The organism is Streptomyces panacea (assembly GCF_040560175.1).
Lineage (GTDB): Bacteria > Actinomycetota > Actinomycetes > Streptomycetales > Streptomycetaceae > Streptomyces > Streptomyces panacea.
This window is the reverse complement of the sequence record NZ_JARJHW010000036.1, coordinates 1-24998: the sequence shown is the minus strand read 5'-3', so window position 1 is coordinate 24998 and position 24998 is coordinate 1. Positions and strand designations below refer to the sequence as shown.

At 68.2% G+C, this 24998-nt stretch carries 15 protein-coding genes; 13 read left to right on the top strand and 2 right to left on the bottom strand.

Going from position 1 to position 24998, the window contains the following annotated elements; all coding sequences use genetic code 11:
- Nucleotides 1-174 precede the first annotated feature (174 nt).
- Together P3L51_RS11865 and acnA are read left to right on the top strand one after the other, a co-directional pair.
- Nucleotides 175-1380, top strand: a complete 1206-nt coding sequence (locus P3L51_RS11865) for an esterase/lipase family protein (protein ID WP_354605097.1) — start codon at nucleotides 175-177, stop codon at nucleotides 1378-1380.
- 385 nt (nucleotides 1381-1765) lie between these two features.
- Nucleotides 1766-4480 carry an aconitate hydratase AcnA gene (acnA, locus tag P3L51_RS11860; protein WP_354605121.1) on the top strand — a complete coding sequence of 905 codons (2715 nt, stop codon included), beginning with the start codon at nucleotides 1766-1768 and terminating at the stop codon, nucleotides 4478-4480.
- A gap of 98 nt (nucleotides 4481-4578) precedes the next feature.
- On the opposite strand, the gene P3L51_RS11855 is transcribed toward acnA, so the two are convergent.
- The gene (locus P3L51_RS11855; RefSeq protein ID WP_354605096.1) at nucleotides 4579-8421 is read right to left on the bottom strand and encodes a GH92 family glycosyl hydrolase; all 3843 of its coding nucleotides are present in this window, start codon (nucleotides 8419-8421) and stop codon (nucleotides 4579-4581) included.
- Between the two features lie 696 nt (nucleotides 8422-9117).
- Here P3L51_RS11855 and ngcE point away from each other — a divergent pair.
- From ngcE to P3L51_RS11805, 10 genes are all read left to right on the top strand, one after another.
- Nucleotides 9118-10566, top strand: coding sequence for an N-acetylglucosamine/diacetylchitobiose ABC transporter substrate-binding protein (gene ngcE / locus P3L51_RS11850; protein WP_354605095.1), 1449 nt, complete (start codon nucleotides 9118-9120; stop codon nucleotides 10564-10566).
- A 48-nt stretch (nucleotides 10567-10614) separates the two neighbouring features.
- On the top strand, nucleotides 10615-11544 hold the full coding sequence (locus P3L51_RS11845) for a carbohydrate ABC transporter permease (protein ID WP_354605094.1): 930 nt from the start codon (nucleotides 10615-10617) through the stop codon (nucleotides 11542-11544).
- A complete protein-coding gene (locus tag P3L51_RS11840) occupies nucleotides 11544-12467 on the top strand; it encodes a carbohydrate ABC transporter permease (RefSeq protein ID WP_354605093.1) in 924 nt (307 codons plus the stop codon). Before P3L51_RS11845 ends, P3L51_RS11840 begins: the two co-directional genes overlap by 1 nt.
- 377 nt (nucleotides 12468-12844) lie before the next feature.
- The gene (locus tag P3L51_RS11835) at nucleotides 12845-14044 is read left to right on the top strand and encodes an ROK family transcriptional regulator (RefSeq protein WP_354605092.1); all 1200 of its coding nucleotides are present in this window, start codon (nucleotides 12845-12847) and stop codon (nucleotides 14042-14044) included.
- 169 nt (nucleotides 14045-14213) lie between these two features.
- Entirely contained in the window at nucleotides 14214-15275 is a 1062-nt protein-coding gene (locus P3L51_RS11830; RefSeq protein WP_354605120.1) for a substrate-binding domain-containing protein, read from the top strand.
- 197 nt (nucleotides 15276-15472) lie between these two features.
- Nucleotides 15473-16261 carry an ATP-binding cassette domain-containing protein gene (locus P3L51_RS11825; RefSeq protein ID WP_354605091.1) on the top strand — a complete coding sequence of 263 codons (789 nt, stop codon included), beginning with the start codon at nucleotides 15473-15475 and terminating at the stop codon, nucleotides 16259-16261.
- Nucleotides 16258-17550, top strand: coding sequence for a sugar ABC transporter permease (locus P3L51_RS11820; RefSeq protein ID WP_354605090.1), 1293 nt, complete (start codon nucleotides 16258-16260; stop codon nucleotides 17548-17550). The genes P3L51_RS11825 and P3L51_RS11820 overlap by 4 nt, the downstream gene beginning before the upstream one ends.
- A 242-nt stretch (nucleotides 17551-17792) precedes the next feature.
- The gene (gene dxs / locus P3L51_RS11815; protein ID WP_354605119.1) at nucleotides 17793-19724 is read left to right on the top strand and encodes a 1-deoxy-D-xylulose-5-phosphate synthase; all 1932 of its coding nucleotides are present in this window, start codon (nucleotides 17793-17795) and stop codon (nucleotides 19722-19724) included.
- 176 nt (nucleotides 19725-19900) lie between these two features.
- On the top strand, nucleotides 19901-21403 hold the full coding sequence (locus P3L51_RS11810) for an amino acid permease (protein WP_435594434.1): 1503 nt from the start codon (nucleotides 19901-19903) through the stop codon (nucleotides 21401-21403).
- Nucleotides 21404-21441: 38 nt separating this feature from the next.
- On the top strand, nucleotides 21442-22962 hold the full coding sequence (locus P3L51_RS11805; protein WP_354605088.1) for a glycosyltransferase family 39 protein: 1521 nt from the start codon (nucleotides 21442-21444) through the stop codon (nucleotides 22960-22962).
- Here P3L51_RS11805 and P3L51_RS11800 read toward each other — a convergent pair.
- Complete coding sequence (locus tag P3L51_RS11800) at nucleotides 22938-23330, bottom strand: NYN domain-containing protein (protein WP_354605087.1); 393 nt, start codon at nucleotides 23328-23330, stop codon at nucleotides 22938-22940. The genes P3L51_RS11805 and P3L51_RS11800 overlap by 25 nt on opposite strands.
- A 101-nt stretch (nucleotides 23331-23431) precedes the next feature.
- Here P3L51_RS11800 and P3L51_RS11795 point away from each other — a divergent pair, with 101 nt between their 5' ends.
- Entirely contained in the window at nucleotides 23432-24589 is a 1158-nt protein-coding gene (locus tag P3L51_RS11795; RefSeq protein WP_354605086.1) for a PLL family lectin, read from the top strand.
- Nucleotides 24590-24998 lie beyond the last annotated feature (409 nt).

Sequence of the window (24998 nt, the reverse complement as noted above, 5' to 3'; positions counted from 1 at the left end):
CCCGTCGGCGATCTTCGTAGGAGGAACAGCCGGCGGCATATACCGGGCGCGTCAAACCCGCCGTGCGTGCTCCATCAGATGTGGTGAACCTCGCAGCTCAGAAGAGTGATACGCCCGGATCGCCCCCCATGATGACGTCGTATCTCCCACCCCCCTTCCACGAGGAGTACGACCATGCCCGAGTCGACCGAGCCCAACGTCGGTTCGTTCACTCTCGGCGGTCCGTTGACCGCCGAACCCGCCGGGACGATCCAGGTACCGGAGCACGAGGAGTGGCCCCTGCCGAACGGCTTCGCCTGGGTCTTCCTCGGCGAGGGCAACAAGCACCTCTCCCGGCCCGTGATCATGGCGGACGGGTTCAGCCTCGGCCGGAGCAGGCTCGACGTGCTCCACCAAGGGCTGGAGAGCGGCGACTTTCCGTTCGTCACCGAGCTGCGCCGACGCGGCAGGGACGTGATCCTGCTCGGTTTCGACGAGCGCAGCGCCTCGATCCTGGACAACGCGCAGGCGGCCGAGGCTGCCATCATGCGAGCCGGCGCCGAGCAGTTGGGCGACGCCCGCCTGGTCGTCGGCGGCTTCAGCATGGGCGGCATCGTCACCCGCTACGCGCTCGCCAAGATGGAGGCGCAGCGGATGGATCACCGGACCGCGGTGTACTTCTCCTACGACAGCCCGCACCGCGGCGCTTCCATCCCGGTCGGCGTGCAGGCGTTCTCGCACTTCATCCCCTTCCCGAACGACTTCGCGGACCAGATGAACAGCCCGGCCGCGCGCCAGATGCTGTGGCAGCACTACGACGCGGACACCGGCAAGATCGGTGTCGCCCCTGAGCGCACGGAGTTCCTGGACGCCTTGGACCGGGTCGGCAACTGGCCGCAGATCCCGTTGAAGATCGCCGTGGCCAACGGCCGCGCCGATGGGATCGGCCTGCCGGACGTGGCACCCGGCGAAGTCGCGCTGCGGATCGACCGGATCTACCCCGGCACCACCTTCTACACCCAGGCCCAGGGCGACGACGTGACGGCCGCCTACCTCAACCGCAGGCTCCCCAAGGCCGAGAGGACCATCACGACCGACGGCTTCCCGGAACTGGACGGCGCGCCGGGCGGAACGCTGCACACCTACAAGATCCTCGCCGACACGATGAAGAAGCTCGGCGGCAAGGCGGACCTGCGGCACGAGGAGGTCTGCTTCGTGCCCTCGGTCAGCGCGGTCGCGATCCGCGACATCGAGAAGCAGGGCGACCTGTACGTGAACATCGGCGAACTGAGCCCGGATGACGGCGAGCTGGACGACTTCCACTGTTCGTCCACGACCACCGCGCACACGGCCATCACCGAGGAGCTGTGCACCTGGCTGATGGACCGGCTCCCCGAATGATCCCCGGCTGATCCCCGCCACGCGCCCACGGGGGCTGCCGTCCGCCCATCCGGGTCGGGCGGCAGCCTCTTCGTCGATCCGGCTCTGACCGGCCCGCTCGGCCTTCGTCGGGAAAGCGCCCACCGACCGGCCTTCGGTGAGAATGTTCGGCCTTCGCCGCGAAGGACAACGCCGCCCGGGCATGACCTCGAAGCGGTCATGTACTAGAGTTATCTCGACATCGAGATATCTGCCGAAGGCGTACCGCAGCCGCCAGGCAGTAAGGCGAACCTAACTTAGCCTTACCTTAGCGGATCGGCGAGCAGCCCGTTGGCGGCACCGCGCGGCATCAGCCGCACACGCGTCGCGGCGCGGTAGTACGCGCACATTCATGAAGGAGACTGTCGTGTCGGCGAACAGCTTCGACGCCCGCAGCACACTGCGCGTGGGCGACGAGTCGTACGAGATCTTCAGGCTGGACAAGGTCGAGGGCTCAGCGCGCCTCCCTTACAGCCTGAAGGTGCTGCTGGAGAACCTGCTCCGCACCGAGGACGGCGCGAACATCACCGCCGACCACATCCGCTCGATCGGTGGGTGGGACTCCCAGGCACAGCCGAGCCAGGAGATCCAGTTCACCCCGGCCCGCGTCATCATGCAGGACTTCACCGGCGTGCCCTGCGTCGTCGACCTCGCCACCATGCGTGAGGCCGTCAAGGAGCTCGGCGGTGACGCCGCGAAGATCAACCCGCTGGCCCCGGCCGAGCTGGTCATCGACCACTCCGTCATCGCCGACAAGTTCGGCACGCCCGAGTCCTTCGCGCAGAACGTCGAGCTGGAGTACGGCCGCAACAAGGAGCGTTACCAGTTCCTGCGCTGGGGCCAGACCGCGTTCGACGAGTTCAAGGTCGTCCCGCCCGGCACCGGCATCGTCCACCAGGTCAACATCGAGCACCTGGCCCGCACCGTCATGGTCCGCGGCGGCCAGGCGTACCCCGACACCCTCGTCGGCACCGACTCGCACACCACCATGGTCAACGGCCTCGGTGTGCTCGGCTGGGGCGTCGGCGGCATCGAGGCCGAGGCCGCGATGCTCGGGCAGCCCGTCTCGATGCTCATCCCGCGCGTCGTCGGCTTCAAGCTGACCGGCGAGCTGACCCCGGGCACCACCGCCACCGACCTCGTCCTCACGATCACCGAGATGCTGCGCAAGCACGGCGTCGTCGGCAAGTTCGTCGAGTTCTACGGTGAGGGCGTCGGCGCCACGTCGCTCGCCAACCGCGCCACCATCGGCAACATGTCGCCGGAGTTCGGCTCGACCGCCGCGATCTTCCCGATCGACGACGAGACGCTGAAGTACCTGCGCCTGACCGGCCGCGACGCGCAGCAGGTGGCGCTCGTCGAGGCGTACGCCAAGGAGCAGGGCCTCTGGCTCGACCCGGCCGCCGAGCCCGACTTCTCCGAGAAGCTGGAGCTCGACCTCGCCACGGTCGTCCCGTCCATCGCGGGCCCCAAGCGCCCGCAGGACCGTATCGTCCTGGCCAACGCCAAGCAGCAGTTCGCGCTCGACGTCCGCAACTACGTGACGGACGACGAGGAGGCGGGCAAGGAGTCCTTCCCGGCCTCCGACTCGCCGGCCTCCGCCAACGGTGTGCCGACCCGCCCGACCCTGGTCACCACGCCGGACGGATCGACGTACGAGATCGACCACGGCGCCGTCACCGTCGCCGCGATCACCTCGTGCACCAACACCTCGAACCCGTACGTGATGGTCGCCGCCGCGCTCGTCGCGAAGAAGGCCGTGGAGAAGGGCCTCACCCGCAAGCCCTGGGTCAAGACGACCCTGGCGCCGGGCTCGAAGGTCGTCACGGACTACTTCGACAAGGCCAACCTCACGCCGTACCTCGACAAGCTCGGCTTCAACCTCGTCGGTTACGGCTGCACGACCTGCATCGGCAACTCGGGTCCGCTGGACGAGGAGATCTCCAAGGCGATCAACGAGAACGACCTCGCCGTCGCCGCGGTGCTCTCCGGCAACCGCAACTTCGAGGGCCGGATCAACCCCGACGTCAAGATGAACTACCTGGCGTCCCCGCCGCTGGTCGTGGCCTACGCGATCGCCGGCTCCATGAAGGTCGACATCACGCGCGACGCGATCGGCGTGGACCAGGACGGCAAGCCCGTCCACCTCGAAGACATCTGGCCGACCGAGGCCGAGGTCAACGAGGTCGTCGCCTCCGCCATCGGCGAGGACATGTTCAACAAGTCCTACCAGGACGTCTTCGCGGGCGACGCCCAGTGGCAGGCGCTGTCGATCCCGACGGGCAACACCTTCGAGTGGGACCCGCAGTCGACCTACGTACGCAAGCCCCCGTACTTCGAGGGCATGACGATGGAGACGACCCCGGTCGCCGACATCACCGGCGCGCGCGTGCTCGCCATGCTGGGCGACTCGGTCACCACCGACCACATCTCCCCGGCCGGCGCGATCAAGGCGGACACCCCGGCGGGCAAGTACCTCACCGAGCACGGTGTCGAGCGCCGTGACTTCAACTCGTACGGCTCGCGCCGCGGCAACCACGAAGTCATGATCCGCGGCACGTTCGCCAACATCCGCCTGCGCAACCAGATCGCGCCCGGTACGGAGGGCGGCTACACCCGCGACTTCACGGTGGCGGACAGCCCGGTCTCCTTCATCTACGACGCCTCGCAGAACTACCAGGCGGCCGGCACGCCGCTGGTCGTCCTCGCGGGCAAGGAGTACGGCTCGGGCTCGTCCCGCGACTGGGCGGCGAAGGGCACGGCGCTGCTGGGCGTCAGGGCGGTCATCGCCGAGTCGTACGAGCGCATCCACCGCTCGAACCTGATCGGCATGGGTGTACTGCCGCTCCAGTACCCGGAAGGCGCGTCGGCGCTGTCGTACGGCCTCACGGGCGAGGAGGCGTTCACCTTCACCGGTGTGACGGTCCTCAACGACGGTACGACGCCGGCGACGGTCAAGGTCACGACGGACACGGGCGTGGAGTTCGACGCGGTGGTCCGCATCGACACCCCGGGCGAGGCGGACTACTACCGCAACGGCGGCATCATGCAGTACGTGCTCCGCAGCCTGATCCGCAAGTAGGCCCGGCCGGCGGGCAGTTGCGATCCGCCGGACGGAGAACAGGAAGCGGGCTGTGGACCTCGGTCCACAGCCCGCTCCCCGTCAGGCCGGACAACGAGCTACCGCAGCAACTCCACCTCCGCCAGCTGCGCCTGACCCTCCGTCACCAACTGATACTTCGCGTACGACCCCGGCGTCGCCACCGTGAACGCCCGCGTCTGCTGGTCCCACTCGAAGGACTGACCCGACCGCTTGTCGAGCGTCTTCCACGTCTTGCCGTCCGCCGAGCCCTGGAGCTCCCACGCGGCCGGTGACGTCTCCGCCGTGGACGACGTGAGCGTGTACTGCACCGCCTTCGTCGCCGACGACACCGGCAGGTCCACCGAACCCGCCACCGCGCCCGCCGTCTTCGACGAGTTGTCGAACAGCTCGCCCGCGCCGGTCACCGCGTCCACCCTCGGCGACGGCACCTTGTCGTCCTTCGCGATCGACACCGGCGCCGCGTCCTTGCCCGAGCCCCACGTCGACGGCTTCGCGCCCATGTCGAACTCCAGCGTGCCGCCCTTGGCCAGCACGTCGTGCGGCAGCGCCGTGGAGTCCCACTTCTTGCCGTTGACCTTCAGGCCCTGCACGTAGACGTTCTCGGCGTTGTTCTTCGGCGCCGAGACGACGAGCTTCTTCCCGTTCTCCAGGTGCACCGTCGTCTTCGTGAAGAGCGGCGAGCCCACCGCGTACTCCCCGCTGCCCATCACCAGCGGGTAGAAGCCCATCGCGGAGAAGAGGTACCAGGCCGACTGCTCGCCGTTGTCCTCGTCGCCGTGGTAGCCCTGCCCGATCTCGCTGCCGGTGTAGAGGCGGCTCAGCACCTCGCGGACCTTCTCCTGCGTCTTCCAGGGCTGCGAGGCCGCGTTGTACATGTACGTGGCGTGGTGCGCGACCTGGTTCGAGTGGCCGTACATGCCCATCCGGACATCCCGCGCCTCCGTCATCTCATGGATGACGCCGCCGTACGACCCCACGAACTCGGGCCCCGCGGTCTCCGGTGTCGCGAAGTACTCGTCCAGCTTGTCGCCGAGACCCGCGCGCCCGCCGTACAGACTGGCGAGGCCGCGTGAGTCCTGCGCGGCCGTGAAGGAGTAGCCCCACGCGTTCGTCTCGGTGTAGTCGTAACCCCACACCCGCGGGTCGAACTTGTCGCTCGGGACCCGCCAGTCGCCCTTCAGGTTCCGGCCCTGGAAGAAGCCGGCCTCGGAGTCGAAGATCGACACGTAGCTCTGCGCGCGGTTGAGGAAGTACGCGGCCTCCTCCTTGTACCGCTTCTTGCCCGTCTCCTTGTAGAGCTTCTCGCCCATCTTCGCGATGCCGTAGTCGTTGAGGTAGCCCTCCAGCGACCAGGACAGGCCCTCATGGGTCTCCGTGGAGGCGTAGCCGAGGAACGGCGACGTCTCCATCCCCTTGCGGCCCACGCCCGCGCTCGGCGGCTTCACCGTCGCGTTCTTCAGCGCCGCCTCGTACGCCGCCTCCGCGTCGAAGTCGACACCCTTCACGTACGCGTCCGCGAAGGCCACGTCCGAACTGGTGCCGGTCATCAGGTCGGCGTAGCCGGGGGAGGACCAGCGCGAGATCCAGCCGCCGTCCTTGTACTGCTGGACGAAGCCGTCCACCAGCTCCCCGGCCTTCTTCGGCGTCAGGAAGGAGTACGCGGGCCAGGTCGTCCGGTAGGTGTCCCAGAAGCCGTTGTTGACGTACACCTCGCCCGTGACGATCTTCGCGCCCGTGTGCGTGGGGGAGTCCGTGCCCATCTTCGGTACGAAGGGGCTCGCGTACTGCTGCCTCGGCTTCTTCTTCGTACCCGTGTTCTCGAAGCCGGAGTTGGGATACAGGTAGAGCCGGTAGAGGCTGGAGTAGAGCGTTGTGAGCTGGTCCTTGTTCGCGCCCTCGACCTCCACCTTCCCCAGGAGCTTGTCCCAGGCGCGCTGCGCGTCCTTCCGCACCCGGTCGAAGCCGAGGTCGGCCGGCAGCTCGTCCGCCAGGTTCTTCTTCGCCTGGTCGACGCCGATCAGCGAGGTCGCGATCCGCAGGTTGACGGTGCGGTCCTGGCCCGCGTCGAGGCGTACGTAGCCGGTGACGTCCTTGCCGCCACCACCGGGCAGCCGGCCGCTGGCGGTGACCGCCGCGTCGAAGACGCCGTACACGAACAGCCGTGTGGCGCCCGCCGATCCGCCGCTCTTGACGTCGGAGTAGCCGGTGAAGGACCGGTTCGCCGCGTCGATGGTCAGACCGCCCGCGTTGGTGATGTTGTCGAGTACGACGCTCGCGTCGTCACTGGGATAGGTGAACCGCATCGCCGCCGCGTGGTCCGTGGGGGTGATCTCCGCCTTGAGGCCGTTCTCGAACGTCACGCCGTAGTAGTGCGGCTTGGCGATCTCGTTCTCGTGGCGGTACGGCAGCGCGCGCGCCGAGCGCGACGCGTCCGGCGTGCCGGCGGCCGTCGACGGCATGAGCTGGAAGGTCTGCCGGTCGCCCATCCAGGGGCTCGGCTCGTGGCTCGCGGACAGCGCCTCCAGCGTGGGGAGGTTGTCGCTGTTGTTGCCGCGGGAGTACTCGTACAGCCAGCTCGTGGATCCGGCGTCGGTCACCGGCGTCCAGAAGTTGAAGCCGTGCGGCACGGCCGTGGCCGGGAAGGTGTTGCCGCGCGAGAAGGAACCGCTGGAGTTGGTGCCGCGCGTGGTGGACGCGTAGTCCGAGAGGTGCGCGAGGCGCTTCTCGGGCGCCTTCACCGCCAGCGCGATGTCGTCCACCCAGCCCTGGAACTTCGCCGGGCCCTTGGGGGAGTCGTACGCCACGAGTATCCGGTCCACCGTCTTGCCGGCGGCGACCGAGCCGATCCGGGAGGCGACGGCGTTCCACTGGTTGACGTACAACCGCTTGGCCTCGCCCTGGCCCTGAGGGCTCATCAGCCCGCCGTGCGAGTCGAGGGCCTTCAGATCGCTCAGGTACGTGCCGTCGGTGAAGGCGAGGTCCACCGAGACGTTCGTGGCCGGGTAGTTGAGATCCGTCTCCGCCATGGAGGGGTAGACCCGGTACGACAGCTCCGTGTTGGCGCGCACGGCCGTGTTGACGTCGAAGACCTTGTTGTACGAGTAGGCCCGGCCGTCCGGCTTGTGCGAACCGGCGTACTCCAGCGCGCGCTTGCCCGTGAAGCCGGCGTTGGACTTGGCCGTGGGCGAGCCGCCGGGGCCGCTGTCGATCTGGCTGCGCATGTCGGCGGCCGGCGGCGTGGTGGTGTCACCGTCGGAGAACTGGACGTCGGCGAGCTGGGTGGCGTCACCCGCCCCGTTGTTCTTGGTGATGTCCAGCCGATAGTGCGCGTACGCGGTCGAATTGTCGAAGTCGTACGCCTTTGTCTGGAATCGTTCGCCGAAGGTCTGGTCCACTCGGCTGTCGAGGGTCTTCCAGTCCTTGCCGTCCGTCGATCCCTTGAGCGTCCAGTCCTTCGGATCGCGCTCGGAGTGGTCGTTGGCCGAGGTCAGGGCGTAGGTCACGACCTTGACGGGTGCGTCCAGGTCGAACTCGATCCAGGCGGTCGGCTCGAAGGCCAGCCACTTGGTGCTCGACTGGACGTCGACCAGGTTCTCCTTGCCCTCGCCGCCGTTCGTGTTCTCGTCGCTGGCGCGCAGCTCCACGACCCGGTCGGTGACATTGCCGGGTATGCCGGCGTTGAACTCGCCGGTCACGCCCGAGGATCGCTTCTCCCCATCGGGTCCGTTATCGACGGTATTGCGCCAGTCCGGCTTGGTATCGCCCTCTTCGAAAGAGGACGCGAACGAGTCCTTGGGAGCCGCGGCTTTGGCCGGCTGTGCTACGGCTGCCGAGTGTGCGGTGACGACGAGCAGTGAAGCGGCAGCCACCAGGGCGGCGTTGCGGCACTGCGTGAGCCGGGGTCTAGGTGTGGGCTGCATCCCGAGCCTTCCTTCTGCGGAAGCATGATGGACAACGTTGTCAAAAGTCATGCGCCGGTTAAGTAGTGGTGCACGGGGCGCAAGGTGTCAAGGGTGTTGCCGGTGTGAGATGACAAGAACCGGCCATTCTGCCGCAGGTGTTTCGTGGAATGTGCACACAAGTGCCCGCGACGAGAGCGCGCGAGTGGTCCGGATATCGCGCCGTGCGCGATCCGGAAAATGCGGCGAGATCCGTACGGATGCCGCGCGGGCCTTCTGAAACCCGCCCCAGGTCTCAACTAGGGAAAGACTCCCGCCCAAACCTGCTTTCGATCTTGCTCACTCGACCTGAAGTGGACTATACCTGTCGGCGTCCGCCTCGCCAGGTTTCGAACGGCGAAGGACCGTGAGACGGGGGGCGGTTGGGTGCCGTGACGTCGCGACGCACCCCGCCGCCATCCATTCAGGCCGTCCCTGCTGTAATCACGCATCACACGTCGCGCGTCACGTACGACGTTCAACAACACGTTCGGCAACACGCTCAACCAGAAGCACAGCGAGTCACAGCGAGAAGCACCGCAAGACGCACGGCAATCAGCACCACAATCCTGAACGACCAGCTTCATTTGACCGCGGTGGCGGGGCCCTTCTGCCTCAGGCGAGAAGGACGGGCGACCGGTACACCGCCTGAGTCCTGGAGAAGGCGAGGACTTGAGCATGGGATCCACCTCCGCTCACAGCAATGAGGGCCTTGGCCGTCGTGATCTGATCAAGCGTTCAGCCGCAGTCGGCCTGATCACCGTGCCGACGATGAGTTTCCTGGCGTCCTGCGCGAGCAGCGACAGCGGCGGCGACGAGAAGGTCGAGAAGGGCAAGATCTCGGCGAAGAACCCCCTCGGAGTCAACGAGACGGCACAGCTCGACGTCGTCATCTTCAACGGTGGTTTCGGCGAGCAGTACGCCATCGACGCGGAGAAGCGGTACAACGAGGCCTTCCCGAAGGCCCCGAAGGTCAAGCACGCGGCGACCGAGAAGATCCAGTCCACGCTCCAGCCGAGGTTCAACGGCGGCACCCCGCCGGACCTGATCGACAACTCCGGCGCCGAGCAGATGGACATGGGCGTGCTGGTGGGCAAGAAGCAGCTCACCGACCTCACCCCGCTGATGGACGCCCCGTCGTACGACGACCCGGCGAAGAAGGTGCGCGACACCCTGCGCCCCGGCATCGTCGAGATGGGCCAGTTCGACGGCGACCCCGTCTGGATCATGTACTACGCCTACACGGTGTACGGCGTCTGGTACTCGCAGAAGGCGCTGGAGAACCTCGACGCGACGTACCCCGAGACGTGGGACGACATGCTCGCGCTCTGCGCCAAGGCGAAGAAGAAGGGCATCGCCGGCTGGACGTACGCGGGCAAGCACCCGTACTACATCCCGTTCTCGCTCTACCCGTTGATCGCCAAGATCGGTGGCGTCGAGGTCCTCGACAAGATCGACAACCTGGAGCCGAACGCCTGGAAGGACCCGGCGGTCAAGACGGCCTTCGAGGCGTACTACGAGCTCTTCAAGAAGGGCTACATCCTCCAGGGCACCCCCGGTCTGGACCACATCCAGTCGCAGACCGCGTGGAGCAAGGGCAAGGCGCTCTTCATCCCGAACGGTTCGTGGGTGGAGAACGAGGCGGCCAAGACCATGCCGGCCGACTTCAACCTCGCCGTCGGCGCGCCGTCCAGCATGGACGCCTCCGACGCGCTGCCGTTCGGTACCCTCTGGGCGTCCGGTGGCGAGCCCTTCATCGTTCCGCGGAAGGCCAAGAACCCGCAGGGCGGCATGGAGCAGCTGCGCATCATGCTCAGCGAGGCGTCGTCGAAGAACTTCACCTCCCAGGTGAAGTCGCTGACCGCGCTGAACGGCGGCACGGACGGCATCGAGCTGACCCCGGGTCTCAAGTCGGCCGTGGCCTCCCTGGAGAAGGCGGGGACGAACGTCGTCAACCCGCGGATCCAGGACTGGTACGTCAAGCTCCAGAAGGAGCAGATCGGTGTCGCCGGCCTCGGCGAGATGATGGCCGGGCGCGCCACCCCCGCCGAGACCATCAAGAAGATCCAGGGCTACGCGGATGCCGCCGCGAAGGACCAGTCCATCAAGCACTACAAGCACCAGTGAGCAGGCGTCACCAGCGGCGGTATCCGCGCACAGATCGGGGTCGGATCCATGCAGCACGGTAAATACCGGTTCATCGTGGGGTTCTTGATCACCCCCTTGGCGTTGTACGCGATCTTCGTCATATGGCCGTTCATCCAGTCCATCTACTACTCGTTCACGGACTGGACGGGTCTGAGTTCCGACTTCAAGATGGTGGGCTTCGACAACTACAAGAAGATGTTCGAGGACGACATCTTCTGGAAGTCGTTGCAGCACAGCGTGTTGTTCGTGCTGCTGCTGCCGCTGGTGACGCTCGGCCTCGCGCTGTTCCTCGCCTTCATGATCAATGTCGGCGGGCGGCAGAAGAAAGGCGCCGCGATCAGAGGCGTACGCGGTTCGGGTTTCTACAAGATCGCGTATTTCTTTCCGCAGGTGCTTTCCATCGCGATCGTCGCCCTGCTTTTCCAGTTCGCCTACAACCCGGAGAGCGGCGCCATCAACGCGGCGCTCTCCGCGGTCGGTCTGGACAGCATCCAGCCGCTCTGGCTCGGTGACCCGGATCTCGCGCTCTGGTGCGTGATGGCGGTCCTGATCTGGAGCACGGTCGGCTTCTTCGTCGTCCTCTTCTCCGCCGGAATGGCCTCCATCCCGAAGGACTACTACGAGGCGGCGCTGCTGGACGGCGCGGACCGGTTCACCACCTTCTTCCGGATCACGCTTCCGCTGCTCTGGGACACGGTGCAGGCCGGCTGGATCTACATGGGCATCCTGGCGCTCGGCGCCGAGGCGTTCGCGGTCGTACAGATCATGACCATCGGTCCGGGCGGTGGCGGACCCGACTACTCGACCACCGTCCTGCCGCTGTACGTCTACCAAACGGCCTTCAGGGACGCCCAGGCCGGATACGCCACAACGATCGGTGTCGCCCTGCTCGTGGTGACGCTGTCCTTCGCGGCAGTCGTGACGAAGCTGGGCCGACGCGAGCGGCTGGAGTTCTGATGAAGACCACTGACACGCCTCCGGCCGCGCTGCCCGAGGAGCCGCAGGACCGGCCGCCCGTGACCAAGGTGGACATCCCGCCGGTGAAGGAGAAGCGCGAGGGCACCGTCCTCAACGTCTTCTCGCACGGTGTGCTGGTCATCTGGGCGCTTCTGGTCGTCCTGCCGCTGCTGTGGGCGGTGATGTCCTCCTTCAAGGACGACAACTCCATCTTCAGCTCGCCCTGGGCGCTGCCGGACAAGCTCCACTTCGAGAACTGGTCGCGGGCCTGGACCCAGGCGCACATGAGCGACTACTTCTTCAACACCATCGTGGTGGTGGGTGGTTCGCTGATCGGCACCCTGGTGCTCGGCTCGATGGCCGCGTACGTGCTGGCGCGCTTCGATTTCCCCGGGAACCGCTTCATCTATTTCCTCTTCATCGGAGGAATGAGCTTCCCGATCATCCTGGCGCTGGTCCCGTTGTTCTTCGTCATGAACAACATGGGGCTGCTGAACACCACGCACGGTCTGATCCTGGTGTACATCGCCTACTCACTGCCGTTCACGGTGTTCTTCCTGTCGTCCTTCTTCAGGACGCTGCCGAGTTCGGTGGCGGAGGCGGCGATCATCGACGGCGCCTCGCACACCAGGACCTTCTTCCAGATCATGTTGCCGATGGCCAAGCCGGGTCTGATCAGCGTGGGCATCTTCAACTTCCTCGGGCAGTGGAACCAGTACATGCTGCCGACGGTGCTCAACACCGACCCGGACAAGAAGGTGCTCTCGCAGGGCCTGGTGCAGCTGGCCGTCAGCCAGGGCTACAAGGGCGACTACTCCGGTCTCTTCGCCGGACTGGTGATGGCGATGCTGCCGGTGCTCGCCGCGTACATCATCTTCCAGCGCCAGGTCGTCGCGGGCCTGACGGCGGGAGCGCTCAAGTAGCGGAGCCCGCCCACGGTTTCACCGAACCGGCCCACGGCTTCACCTCTTCACCGAACCGCCCTCCGGCCTCTCGCCGGGGGGCGGTTCGCGGCGTTCCGGGCCCGCGCGAAGGGGGTTCGTTCGGTATCCATCCCGAGCCGAAGGGGTACTTTTCGCCACCGACAGTGGCCTGAAATCGACAAAACGGCGATGTTCGCAGGTCAGATGCGTAAGTACGGTGCTCATCCGAGTCCGGCACTGCTCAAGGTCTTGACGGGAAGCGACCCGAAAGGCTGAGCTTAGAGTTCACAAGTTGGAGATACGTCGGGGTTTCATAGGCGCGACCCCGGCCGGGGGCGGTGGTCGTGCCGCCTGCCAAGGGCAGGAGTGGATCAGTTGTGGAGACTCCAGGGTCGCAGTCGTCTCTGCACCGGGCGAACCTAGAGCGGGTCGTCCGCGCGGTGCGCATGGCGGGCTCGCTCACCCAGGCGGAGATCGCCCGGAGCACAGGACTGTCGGCGGCCACGGTCTCCAACATCGTCCGCGAGCTCAGGGAGGGCGGCACCGTAGAGGTGACGCCCACCTCGGCGGGGGGCCGCAGGGCCCGCAGCGTCTCGCTCAGCGGCGACGCCGGCATCGTCATAGGCGTCGACTTCGGCCATACGCATCTGCGGGTGGCCGTCGGCAACCTGGCCCACCAGGTGCTCGCCGAGGAGTCTGAACCGCTCGACGTGGACGCCTCGTCGGCGCACGGCTTCGGGCGCGCCGAGGAGCTGGTGGAGAGGCTGATCGAGGCCACCGGGATCGGCCGCCAGAAGGTCATCGGCGTGGGGCTCGGGGTGCCGGGCCCGATCGACGTCGTCTCGGGCACGCTCGGCTCCACCTCGATCCTGCCGGGCTGGACGGGGATAAACCCCGGCGAGGAGCTGGCCGGCCGGCTCGGCGTGCCGGTGTACGTCGACAACGACGCCAATCTGGGCGCGCTGGGCGAGCTGGTCTGGGGGAGCGGCCGGGGGGTGAAGGACCTCGCCTACATCAAGGTCGCCAGCGGAGTCGGCGCCGGTCTGGTCATAGACGGTCAGATCTACCGCGGACCGGGCGGTACGGCGGGCGAGATCGGGCACATCACGCTCGACGAGTCGGGCCCCGTCTGCCGCTGCGGCAACCGGGGTTGCATGGAGACGTTCACGGCGGCCCGCTACGTACTGCCCCTGCTCAGGTCCAGCCACGGCCGCGATCTGACCATGGAGCGGGTCGTGCAGCTGGCCAGGGAGGGCGATCCGGGCTGCCGCCGGGTGATCGCCGACGTCGGGCGCCACATCGGCAGCGGCGTCGCCAATCTCTGCAATCTGCTGAACCCCAGCCGGGTGGTGCTCGGCGGTGATCTGGCCGAGGCTGGGGAACTGGTGCTGGCGCCGATACGCGAGTCGGTCTCCCGGTACGCGATCCCGAGTGCGGCCAGACAGCTCTCGGTGCTTCCGGGAGCCCTCGGCGGACGGGCCGAAGTGCTCGGCGCGCTCGCCCTCGTACTGAGTGAAATGGGCGATTCGACCCTTCTTGAGAGCACGCTGCCCGTCGGCTCGGCTGTCTTCACTTAGATAACGAATGGCACCGTTGTCATCTCGTTAAGGATTTACTCCTTGACGCTGCGTCCGCAGCGGAGTTGACTTCCAGCCACCTCGGCCGCAACGTCGCGGCCTCGTCAGGGAGGTTTCTGAAGTGAACGCACATCTCCGACGTGCTGCCGTGGCCGCCGCTGCCACCGCGATGGCCGTCTCGCTCGCCGCTTGTGGAAGCGCCGAAGAGTCCGGTGACTCCGCGAAAGAGACGAAGAAGAAGGACGGCCCGCTGACCATCGGTCTGCTGCTGCCCGAGAACCAGACCGCGCGCTACGAGAAGTTCGACAAGCCGCTCATCGAGAAGCGGGTCAGCGAACTGACCGACGGCACCGGCAAGGTCGTCTACGCCAACGCCAAGCAGGACGCGTCGACGCAGAACCAGCAGGCCGACACGATGGTCACCAACAAGGTCGACGCGCTGATCGTGGACGCCGTCGACTCCAAGGCCATCACGGGCTCGATCAAGAAGGCCAAGGAAGCCGGCATACCGGTGATCGCCTTCGACCGCCTCGCCGAGGGCCCGATCGACGGCTACGTCTCCTTCGACAACGAAGAGGTCGGCCGCGTCCAGGGCCAGGCGCTCCTGGACGAGCTGGGCCCGAAGGCGAAGGACGGTGAGATCGTGATGATGAACGGCGCGATCACCGACCCGAACGCCGCCCTCTTCAAGAAGGGCGCCAAGTCCGTCCTGGACGGCAAGGTGAAGATCGGCAAGGAGTACGACACCAAGGAGTGGAAGCCGGAGAACGCCAACGCCAACATGGAAGGCGCGATCTCGGCCCTGGGCAAGGACAAGATCGTCGGCGTCTACTCCGCCAACGACGGCATGGCGGGCGGCATCATCACCGCCCTCAAGGGTGCCGGTCTGAGCCCGCTCCCGCCGGTCACCGGCCAGGACGCCGAACTCGCCGGTGTGCAGCGCATCGTCGCCGGTGAGCAGTTCATGAGCGTCTACAAGCCGTACCCGGCCGAGGCCGCCGTCGCCGCCGAGATGGCCGTGAAGGTCGCCAAGGGCGAGGCGCTGGACTCCATCGCCAAGACGAAGCTCGACAGCGCCACCACCAAGGGCATCCCGTCGGTCCTCGTCCCGGTCGTCTCGCTGACCACGGAGAACATCAACGACACGGTCCTCAAGGACGGCATCTACACCCTCGACGAGATCTGCACCGCGAAGTTCAAGGCCAAGTGCGACACCCTCGGCCTCAAGTAGCCGACACGTCAGACCACGGAAACCCGCCCTGAAGCCTGTCCGGCGCCCCGCCCTCAACTGTCCCGCTACCGGGCGGGGCGCCGGACGGACCACTTCACGGCTTTTCGTGTGTCGTCTCCCGCGTTTCTCTCTTCTGCTCGACCCCCGCGCTCATCACCCCCGGGCGCGGTATCCCCGCCGGCCAGGCGGCGAAGGAGATGGTTCAAGTGACCGCTACGCCCGTGCTGGCGTTGCGAGGGGTCTCCAAGCGGTTCGGTGCCGTGCAGGCGCTCACCGACGTAGAGCTTGAGGTCCATGCCGGACAGGTGGTCGCCCTCGTGGGCGACAACGGAGCCGGCAAATCCACGCTCGTCAAGACGATCGCCGGAGTCCACCCCATCGATGACGGCGTCATCGAGTGGGAGGGCGGGTCGGTCGCGATCAACAAACCGCACGACGCCCAGGCCCTGGGTGTGGCGACGGTCTACCAGGACCTCGCGCTCTGCGACAACCTCGACGTCGTGGGCAATCTGTACCTCGGCCGGGAGCTGCGCTCCTGGGGCGTCCTCAACGAGGTCGAGATGGAGCGCCGCGCCCGCGAGTTGCTCACCACGCTGTCGATCCGCATCCCCAGCGTGCGCATCCCGATCGCCTCGCTCTCCGGCGGCCAGCGCCAGACCGTGGCCATCGCCCGGTCCATGCTCGGCGAGCCCAAGCTGGTGATCCTCGACGAGCCCACCGCGGCCCTCGGCGTCGAGCAGACCGCCCAGGTCCTCGACCTGGTCGAGCGGCTGCGTGAACGCGGTTACGCGGTGATCCTCGTCAGCCACAACATGGAGGACGTCCGCGCGGTCGCCGACAAGGTCGCCGTGCTCAGGCTGGGCCGTAACAACGGCTTCTTCGACGTCGCCACCACCTCGCAGGAAGACATCATCTCCGCGATCACCGGTGCCACGGACAACGCCGTGACCCGACGCGCGGCGCGCAATGTGGAGGTTAAGAAGTGAGTCTCGACAAGACCTCCGCACCCGTCGGCACCGCCGACGACGCGCCCGCACCGGCCGCCGCCGCGAGCACCGTCGCGGTGGACCCCCGGCTCCTCGTCCGCGAGCAGGGCTTCGCCGGCTACCTGTCGGAGTTCAAGCGCAAGATGCGCGGTGGCGACCTCGGTTCGATACCGGTCGTCATCGGCCTGATCATCATCTGGGCGATCTTCACCAGCCTGAACTCGAACTTCCTGACCGCCGGCAACCTCTCCGACATCTCGGTCGCCATGGTCGGCACCGGCATGATCGCGGTCGGCATCGTCTTCGTCCTGCTGCTCGGCGAGATCGACCTGTCGGTCGGCTCGGTCAGCGGTGTGGCGGGCGCCGTCTTCGCGGTCCTCGCGGTCACCCACGGCATGGCGGAGTGGCTGGCGCTGATCCTGGCCATCCTGACCGGCGCCGCCGCCGGCGCGCTCCACGGCTTCTTCTTCGCCCGCGTGGGCGTGCCCGCGTTCGCCGTGACCCTGGCCGGTCTGCTGTTCTGGAACGGCTTCATGCTCCAGATCCTCGGCGACAACGGCACGATCAACCTGGACTCCGAGGGCCTGGTCGCCAAGCTGACCGGCTACTACTTCTCCGACGTCGCCGCCGCCTACGGGCTCGCGGTGATCGCGGTGGTCGGCTTCTTCCTCTCGTCGTTCTTCGACAACCGCCGCCGGGCCGCCGCGGGTGTCCCGTCCCGCCCGCTGAGCGAGATCGTCGTCCGTACGGCGCTGCTCGCCGTCCTGGCCTTCGCCGCGGCGATCATGTTCAACCAGTACAAGGGCCTGCCGCTCGCCGTGCTGATCTTCCTGGTCGTGCTGGTGGTGACGGACTTCGTGCTCCGCCGCACCTCCTTCGGCCGCAAGGTCTTCGCACTCGGTGGCAGCGTCGAGGCCTCCCGGCGTGCCGGTATCAGCGTCATCGGCGTGCGGGTCGCGGTCTTCTCCATCGCGGGCACCTTCGCCGCGATCGGCGGTCTCTTCATCGCCTCGAAGATCACCTCCGCCAACCAGGGCGCCGGCGCCGGCGAGCTGCTGATGAACGCCATCGCGGCGGCCGTCATCGGTGGCACCAGCCTCTTCGGCGGCCGGGGCCGCACCTGGAACGCGCTGCTCGGTGTGCTTGTCATCACGTCGATCCAGTACGGGCTCGCCCTCCAGGGCATCGCCTCGCCGATCCAGTACATGATCACCGGTGGTGTGCTTCTCGCCACCGTCGTCATCGACGCGGTCACCCGGAAGACCCAGAAGACCGCTGGTCGCGCCTGACAGCCGTCGTCGCACGCCGTGCCCGGTACCGGACCCCGGTACCGGGCACGTTCGCGTCCTGGCGGGGCCTCACGGGGCGTACGTCTGACATACGCACACATGCTCGTACGGTGAATCTCGCGCCGCCCGATGACGCCCGCCTCGCCGGGAACATTAGACTCGGCGGACCGGCATGCCAGATGAGTTCAACGCAAGGAGGCACGGTGACACAGCCGCGCGCAGCGCGACCGCCCGAGGCGGCAGTGGGCGACGGATGGGACCTGCTGACCCGGATCAAGGGCCCGCGTGATCTGGACCGCCTCGGCCCCGAGCAGCTGGACCAGCTCGCCTCAGAGATCCGGTCCTTCCTCGTCGACGCCGTCTCCAAGACCGGCGGACACCTCGGTCCCAACCTCGGGGTCGTCGAGCTGACGATCGCCCTGCACCGGGTCTTCGACTCACCCAGGGACAAGGTCCTCTTCGACACCGGTCACCAGTCCTATGTGCACAAGCTGCTCACGGGACGTCAGGACTTCTCGAAGCTCAAGAGCAAGGGCGGCCTGTCCGGCTACCCGTCCAGAGCCGAGTCCGAGCACGACATCATCGAGAACTCGCACGCCTCGACGGTCCTCGGCTGGGCCGACGGCCTCGCCAAGGCCAATCAGGTCCTGGGCCGCGAGGACCACGTGGTCGCCGTCATCGGTGACGGCGCGCTCACCGGCGGCATGGCCTGGGAGGCGCTGAACAACATCGCCGCCGCCAAGGACCGCCCGCTCGTCATCGTCGTCAACGACAACGAGCGCTCCTACGCGCCCACCATCGGCGGCCTCGCGAACCATCTCGCGACCCTGCGCACCACCGACGGCTACGAGCGCTTCCTGGCCCGCGGCAAGGACATCCTGGAGCGCACCCCGGTCGTCGGCCGCCCGCTCTACGAGACGCTGCACGGCGCGAAGAAGGGCCTCAAGGACTTCATCGCCCCCCAGGGCATGTTCGAGGACCTCGGCCTGAAGTACGTCGGCCCGATCGACGGACACGACCTGGAGGCGATGGAGTCGGCCCTCCAGCGCGCCAAGCGCTTCGGTGGCCCCGTCATCATCCACTGCCTCACCGAGAAGGGCCGCGGCTACCAGCCCGCGCTCCAGGACGAGGCCGACCGCTTCCACGCCGTCGGCAAGATCCACCCCGACACCGGTCTGCCGATCGCCAGTTCCGGCGTCGACTGGACCTCGGTGTTCGGCGAGGAGATGGTCAAGCTCGGCAACGAGCGCCCCGACATCGTCGCCATCACCGCCGCGATGCTCCAGCCGGTCGGCCTGGAGAAGTTCGCGAAGGCGTTCCCGGACCGGGTGTACGACGTGGGGATCGCCGAGCAGCACGGGGCGGTGTCGGCGGCCGGTCTGGCCACCGGCGGACTGCACCCCGTCTTCGCCGTGTACGCGACCTTCCTCAACCGTGCCTTCGACCAGGTCCTGATGGACGTCGCACTGCACAACTGCGGAGTCACGTTCGTCCTCGACCGCGCCGGGGTCACCGGCACCGACGGCGCCTCCCACAACGGCATGTGGGACATGTCGATCCTCCAGTGCGTGCCCAACCTGCGGATCGCCGCGCCGCGCGACGCCGACCAGGTGCGGGCGCAGCTCCGCGAGGCCGTCGAGGTCGAGGACGCCCCGACCGTGGTGCGCTTCTCCAAGGGCGCCGTCGGCCCCGCGGTCGCCGCCGTCGGCAAGGTCGGCGGCATGGACGTGCTGCGCAGGCCCGCCGAGGGCACGGCGGACGTCCTGCTCGTCTCGGTCGGCGCGCTCGCCCCGATGTGTCTGGAGATCGCCGATCTCCTCGACAAGCAGGGCATCTCGACGACCGTGGTCGACCCGCGCTGGGTCAAGCCCGTCGACGAGGCGCTCGCGCCGCTCGCCGAGCGGCACCGCGTCGTCGTCACCGTCGAGGACAACAGCCGCGCGGGCGGCGTCGGTTCGGCCGTCGCCCAGTCCCTGCGGGACGCCGGTGTCGACATCCCCCTGCGGGACTTCGGCATCCCGGCCCGTTTCCTCGACCACGCGTCGCGCAAGGAGTTGCTGGCCGAGATCGGTCTGACGGCCCCGGACATCGCACGCCAGGTCACCGGCCTCGTGTCGCGGATCGACGGCCGCATGGCCGACGAGCCGTCGGTCGAGGAGGTCGCGCGCGACTGACGTGACCGCGGCCGAACACGCCGCGAACGCGACCGCGCACATCGGCGGACGGGCCGGTCGGACTCCCTGTACGGGTGGTCCGACCGGCCCATCCGTGTGAAATAAACGCTTCCGGGCACCGGCGCCGCCGAGCACCTCTCGATCATGGCGGCAACCACGCACTCGGAGGTACGCCGGTGAGCACCCAGCACGACACGGGACCCAGAAGAAATTCGATGTTCCGCACGAAAACCGTCGAACAGTCCATCCAGGACACCGAAGAGCCGGAGCACGCGCTCAAGAAGTCGCTCTCCGCGCTCGATCTGACGGTCTTCGGAGTCGGTGTCATCATCGGCACCGGCATCTTCGTCCTCACCGGCGCCGTCGCCAAGGACAACGCGGGCCCCGCCACCGCCCTCGCCTTCGTCGCCGCCGGCATCGTCTGCGCCCTCGCGGCCGTCTGCTACGCGGAGTTCGCGTCGACCGTGCCGGTGGCCGGGTCCGCGTACACCTTCAGCTACGCCTCACTCGGCGAACTGCCCGCCTGGATCATCGGCTGGGACCTGGTCCTCGAATTCGCCCTCGCCACCGCCGTGGTGGCCGTCGGCTGGTCCGGCTACGTGCAGTCGCTGCTCGACAACGCGGGCTGGCACATGCCCGATTCCCTCGCCGGCACCAACGAGGAGACCGGCTTCGGCTTCGACCTGCTGGCGTTCCTCCTGGTCCTCCTGCTGACCGCGATCCTCGTCCTCGGTATGAAGCTCTCCGCCCGCGTCACCGCGGTCGTCGTGGCCGTCAAACTGGCGGTCGTCCTGATCGTCATCATCGCCGGCTCGTTCTTCATCGACTCCAAGAACTACTCGCCGTTCATCCCCAAGGCCCAGGAGCAGCCCGAGGGCGCCGGTCTCGACTCCCCGCTGATCCAGCTGATGTTCGGCTACGCGCCCACCAACTTCGGCGTCATGGGAATCTTCACCGCCGCCTCCGTCGTCTTCTTCGCCTTCATCGGCTTCGACATCGTCGCCACGGCCGCCGAGGAGACGAAGGTGCCGCAGCGCGACATGCCGCGCGGCATCCTCGGCTCGCTGGTCATCTGCACCGTGCTCTACGTCGCCGTGTCCATCGTCGTCACCGGCATGCAGCACTACACCCAACTCACCGTGGACGCACCCCTTGCCGACGCCTTCAAGGCCACCGGGCATCCGTTCTACGCGGGCGTCATCAGCTTCGGAGCCGCCGTCGGCCTCACCACCGTGTGCATGATCCTGCTGCTCGGCCAGACCCGTGTGTTCTTCGCGATGAGCCGGGACGGACTGCTCCCGCGGATCTTCGCGCACGTCCACCCCAAGTTCCGCACCCCGTACCGCTCGACGGTGCTGCTCGGTGTGGTCATCGCGATCGTCGCGGGCTTCACCAGCATCGAGGAACTGGCCTCCCTGGTGAACATCGGCACGCTCTTCGCCTTCGTCGTCGTCGCGATCGGCGTCGTCATCCTGCGCCGCACGCGCCCCGATCTGCCGAGATCCTTCCGCACCCCGCTGGTGCCGTGGCTGCCGGCCGTGTCCGTGCTCGCCTCGCTCTGGCTGATGCTCAACCTGCCGGCCGAGACCTGGCTGCGTTTCGCCATCTGGATGGCCATCGGCGTGGTCGTGTACTTCGCCTACGGGCGGGGCAACAGCCGCCTGGGCAAGTCCGGCTGACAGTACGTCAGTTCTTACCCCCCGTACGAAAGTCACGCATGTCCGTCGAGCCGCCGTCCACCGCACCACGCCCCGCACCCACGAGGCCGCACCCCGCCCGGCGACAGCCCGGCCGTACGCCCGCGTACGGCTTCTGGCGAAGACTGCTGCCCGTCCTGGCCGCCGTCGCCCTCGCCATCAGGCTCCCGTCCTTCCTGCACCCCTTCTGGAGCCCCGACGAGGGCTATCTCGCCGTGCAGGCCCGGATACTGGCGAACGGCGGGGAGTTGTACGAGACCGTCGTCGACCGCAAGCCGCCCCTGCTGCCCTGGCTGTACGAGGCGGCGTTCACGCTCTTCGGCGACGGATCCGTCCAGGCGATGAAACTCCTCGCTGTCGCCGCCCAGTTCGGCACGGCAGCCCTGCTCGCGGCGCTCGCCCGGCGCCGCTGGGGCGACCGGTCCGGTGCCACGGCCGGGGTGCTCTTCCTGCTGATCTCCGTCGGGTTCATCCCGCAGGACACCCAGGCCGTCACCTTCGAGGTCGTCATGCTGCCCTTCACGGCGGCGGCCGTCCTCTGCGCCGACCGGGGCCGCTGGGTCGCCGCCGGAGTGGCCGTCGCCGGGGCGTTCCTCACCAAGCAGACCGGCGGCGTGGTCCTCGTCCCGGTGCTGTGGCTGCTCTGGCGGACCGTCGGAGCCGGACCCGCACTGCGGCCGGCCCTGCTCCGTACGGCGGCCGGCTTCGCCGTCCCGGTCGCCGCCGCCGCGCTGCTGACCGACCCGGCGGGCTTCGTCTTCTGGACGGTCACCGGATCGGGGGCGTACGCCTTCTCCCTCACCGGCTCCGAACTCCACGTCCTCATCCGGGCGTTGGTGAACAGCCTCATTCTCTGCCTCTGCTGCGCCGGTATCGTCCCACCGGTCCGCAGAGCCCTTCGGACCGCCCACCGACCGGCCGGGAAGCCCCTCAAGGACCTCTGGGTCTGGTTCGCCGCCTCCGCCGGAGCCGTCACCGTCGGGTTCCACTTCTACGGCCACTACTTCCTGCAACTCCTGCCGCCCATCACCCTGTTGGCGACCGCCACCCTGCGGTCGCTGCGCCATGAACGGCTCAGATCCGTCCTGTCCGTGCCGGCGTGGGTCTGCGCGGTCTTCGTGGCCTGGGCGGTCTTCGCACCCCGCTCGGAACTCATCCACGCCGAACGCGTCGCCACCGCCGTACGGGAGCACAGCGCCCCGACGGACCGGGTCCTCGTGTGGGGCATACACCCGCAGATGTACCGCCTGGCCGACCGAGCCCCCGCCAGCCGTTATCTGACCGCCGGGCTCCTCACCAACTTCAGCGGCGGCAGGGACGGCCCGCAGGTCGGCGAGGCGTACGGGGTGCCGGGCGCCTGGCGGGTCTTCGCCGAGGAGATGAGGGCGCGACCGCCCGCGCTGATCGTCGACGACTCACGGGGCAAGCCCTACGCCCCCGAACGCCTCCCGACGCTGCGGCGGTTGCTGGCCGGGCAGTACGAGCCGCTCCCCGGGACCGTCGAGGGCACGGTCTTCTACGTCCGCTCCTCCGGGAGCTGACGCACCGTACGGGGCCCGACACATCGCGCCCCGTACGCCTCGACCCGCCTCCGCAGCTCCCGGTCGGCGGTGACGACGACACAGGGCCGCTCTCCCGCGCCCGCGGCCAGTTCCGCGATCAGGTCGTCGCCGCTGCCGGGCGCCGACTCCACCCGTACGCCCGGCACGGACTCCACGCCCCGCGCCCGGCCCTCCACGACCAGCACCAGTTCCAGCGGCCCGGGAATCCCGGCGTCGGGCAGCCCGTCCCCGGCGAGCGGCACCAACCGGTCGCGCAGCCGCTCGGCCGCTCCGCTCCGGTCGCGCCACCATCCGTCGGGCACCGAACCGACTACGTTCGCCCCGTCGACAATCAGTAGAATCCGCACTTCAGGAGCGTGCCACAGCCGACTGGGGCGGTACGGTTCCCGTTCGCCCGCGAATGCTATCGTCGGGGAAATTTCATGCGCTGGGAAGGTGGCAGTGGGTCATGGCACTGCGGTCCGCACGGACGTCGAAACGATCCGGTCGCAGCCCCGGCGAGGCCCCGGACATCGGCGGCCGGCCGGCTGAATCCGTCCCCGTTCCCACGGCCGACGGCGTACTGCCCGCGACCACCGGCTGGCTGGTGCGCGGCAAGGACGGCAGGCTCACCGCGTACGCGCCCACCGAGGACGGCGTGCTGCGGTGGACGGAGGACCGGCTCGGCGGGCCGAACTGGTCCGGCCCCGAACTCCTCCCGGCCCCCGGCCTGTTGCCGTACCTGTCCATCGCCAGCGGCACCGAGGGCTACGTCCACCTGGTGGGCCTGCGCCGCACGCCGGCCACCGGCGGGCAGATCCGGACGGACGTCGTGTACGCCGTGCAGTTCCAGACCGGCCGCCCGCTGCGGGACTGGCAGGCGCTCGGCACGCCGTACCCGAAGGACCTCGCCAGAGGAGGGCTGCTGGGGCTGCCCACGGCCGTGATCGACGCCAACGGCTCGCTGCACCTCTTCGCCCGCAACGCGGGCCGCGGCCTGTCGGGCCGACAGCAGAAGGCCACCGGGGCCTGGCTCGCGTGGGCGGACCTCAAGGGGTCCCGGATGACCGGCGAGGCGGCGGCGGTGGTGGGCGAGGACGGTCTGATCGAGGCCCTGGGCCCGACCGACGACGCGGTGATGCGCTGGCGGCAGCCGAAGCCGGCGGCGAAGGCCGAGCGCGACCTGAAGAGTTTCGCGGCGCGCGTCGCCCCCGGCACCCTCGCCTCCGAAAGCACCGGCGGCGACCGGCTCACGCACTACTGGCGCGACACCGACGACCGTACGGTGCACGCCTGGCGCCTCGACACGGGCGAGACCGCCCCGCTGGGCGGTCCCGGCACCGGCCCGATCGCCCTGCTCCGCACGCCCGTCGACGGCCACGACTGCACGATCCTGGCCCAACGCGGCCTCGACGGACGGCCCCTGCTCGCCGCCTACCCGACGGAGGACGAGGCGGCGGGCGTCACCTGGACCCCGACGGGCGAACAGTGCGTGGGCGCACCCGCGTTGGCCCTGGACGGCCGTGGCCGCGTGGTGATGGCGGCGCTGGCCAAGGACGGCACCCTGCGCGTGGCCCGCCAGAAGGCGGAGCCGGGGCTGGCGTTGGAGGCGTGGACGCGGGTCTGAGGTGGTCGCCTGCGGCGGGCGTGGGTGGTTGCCGGGTGCCGCCCGGCGGGCCGTTCGCGCCTGCGGCGGGCTGGGTGGTTGCGGTGGTGTCCGGGTGCCGCTCCGGGGTCATGGCCGGACGGCGTGACTTACGCCGCGTGCAACGTTCGTTGGTGTATTGAGAACCGGGCTTTCCACGCGGCACAAGTCAGCCTGAGTGTCCGGCCACGACCCCTGCGCGTCCCCCTTCCAACCCGCGGGAGTGGGTTTGAACAGCGCCACGTGACGGCGAGAGGGGGGCGGGGCCGCAGGAGGGGTGTGTCCGGACACTCAGGCTGACTTGTGCCGCGTGAACAGCCCGGGTCGTCGGGTCCAACGAGCCCTGCACGCGGCGTAAGTCACGCCGTCCGGACATACCCCTCCGAAGGAC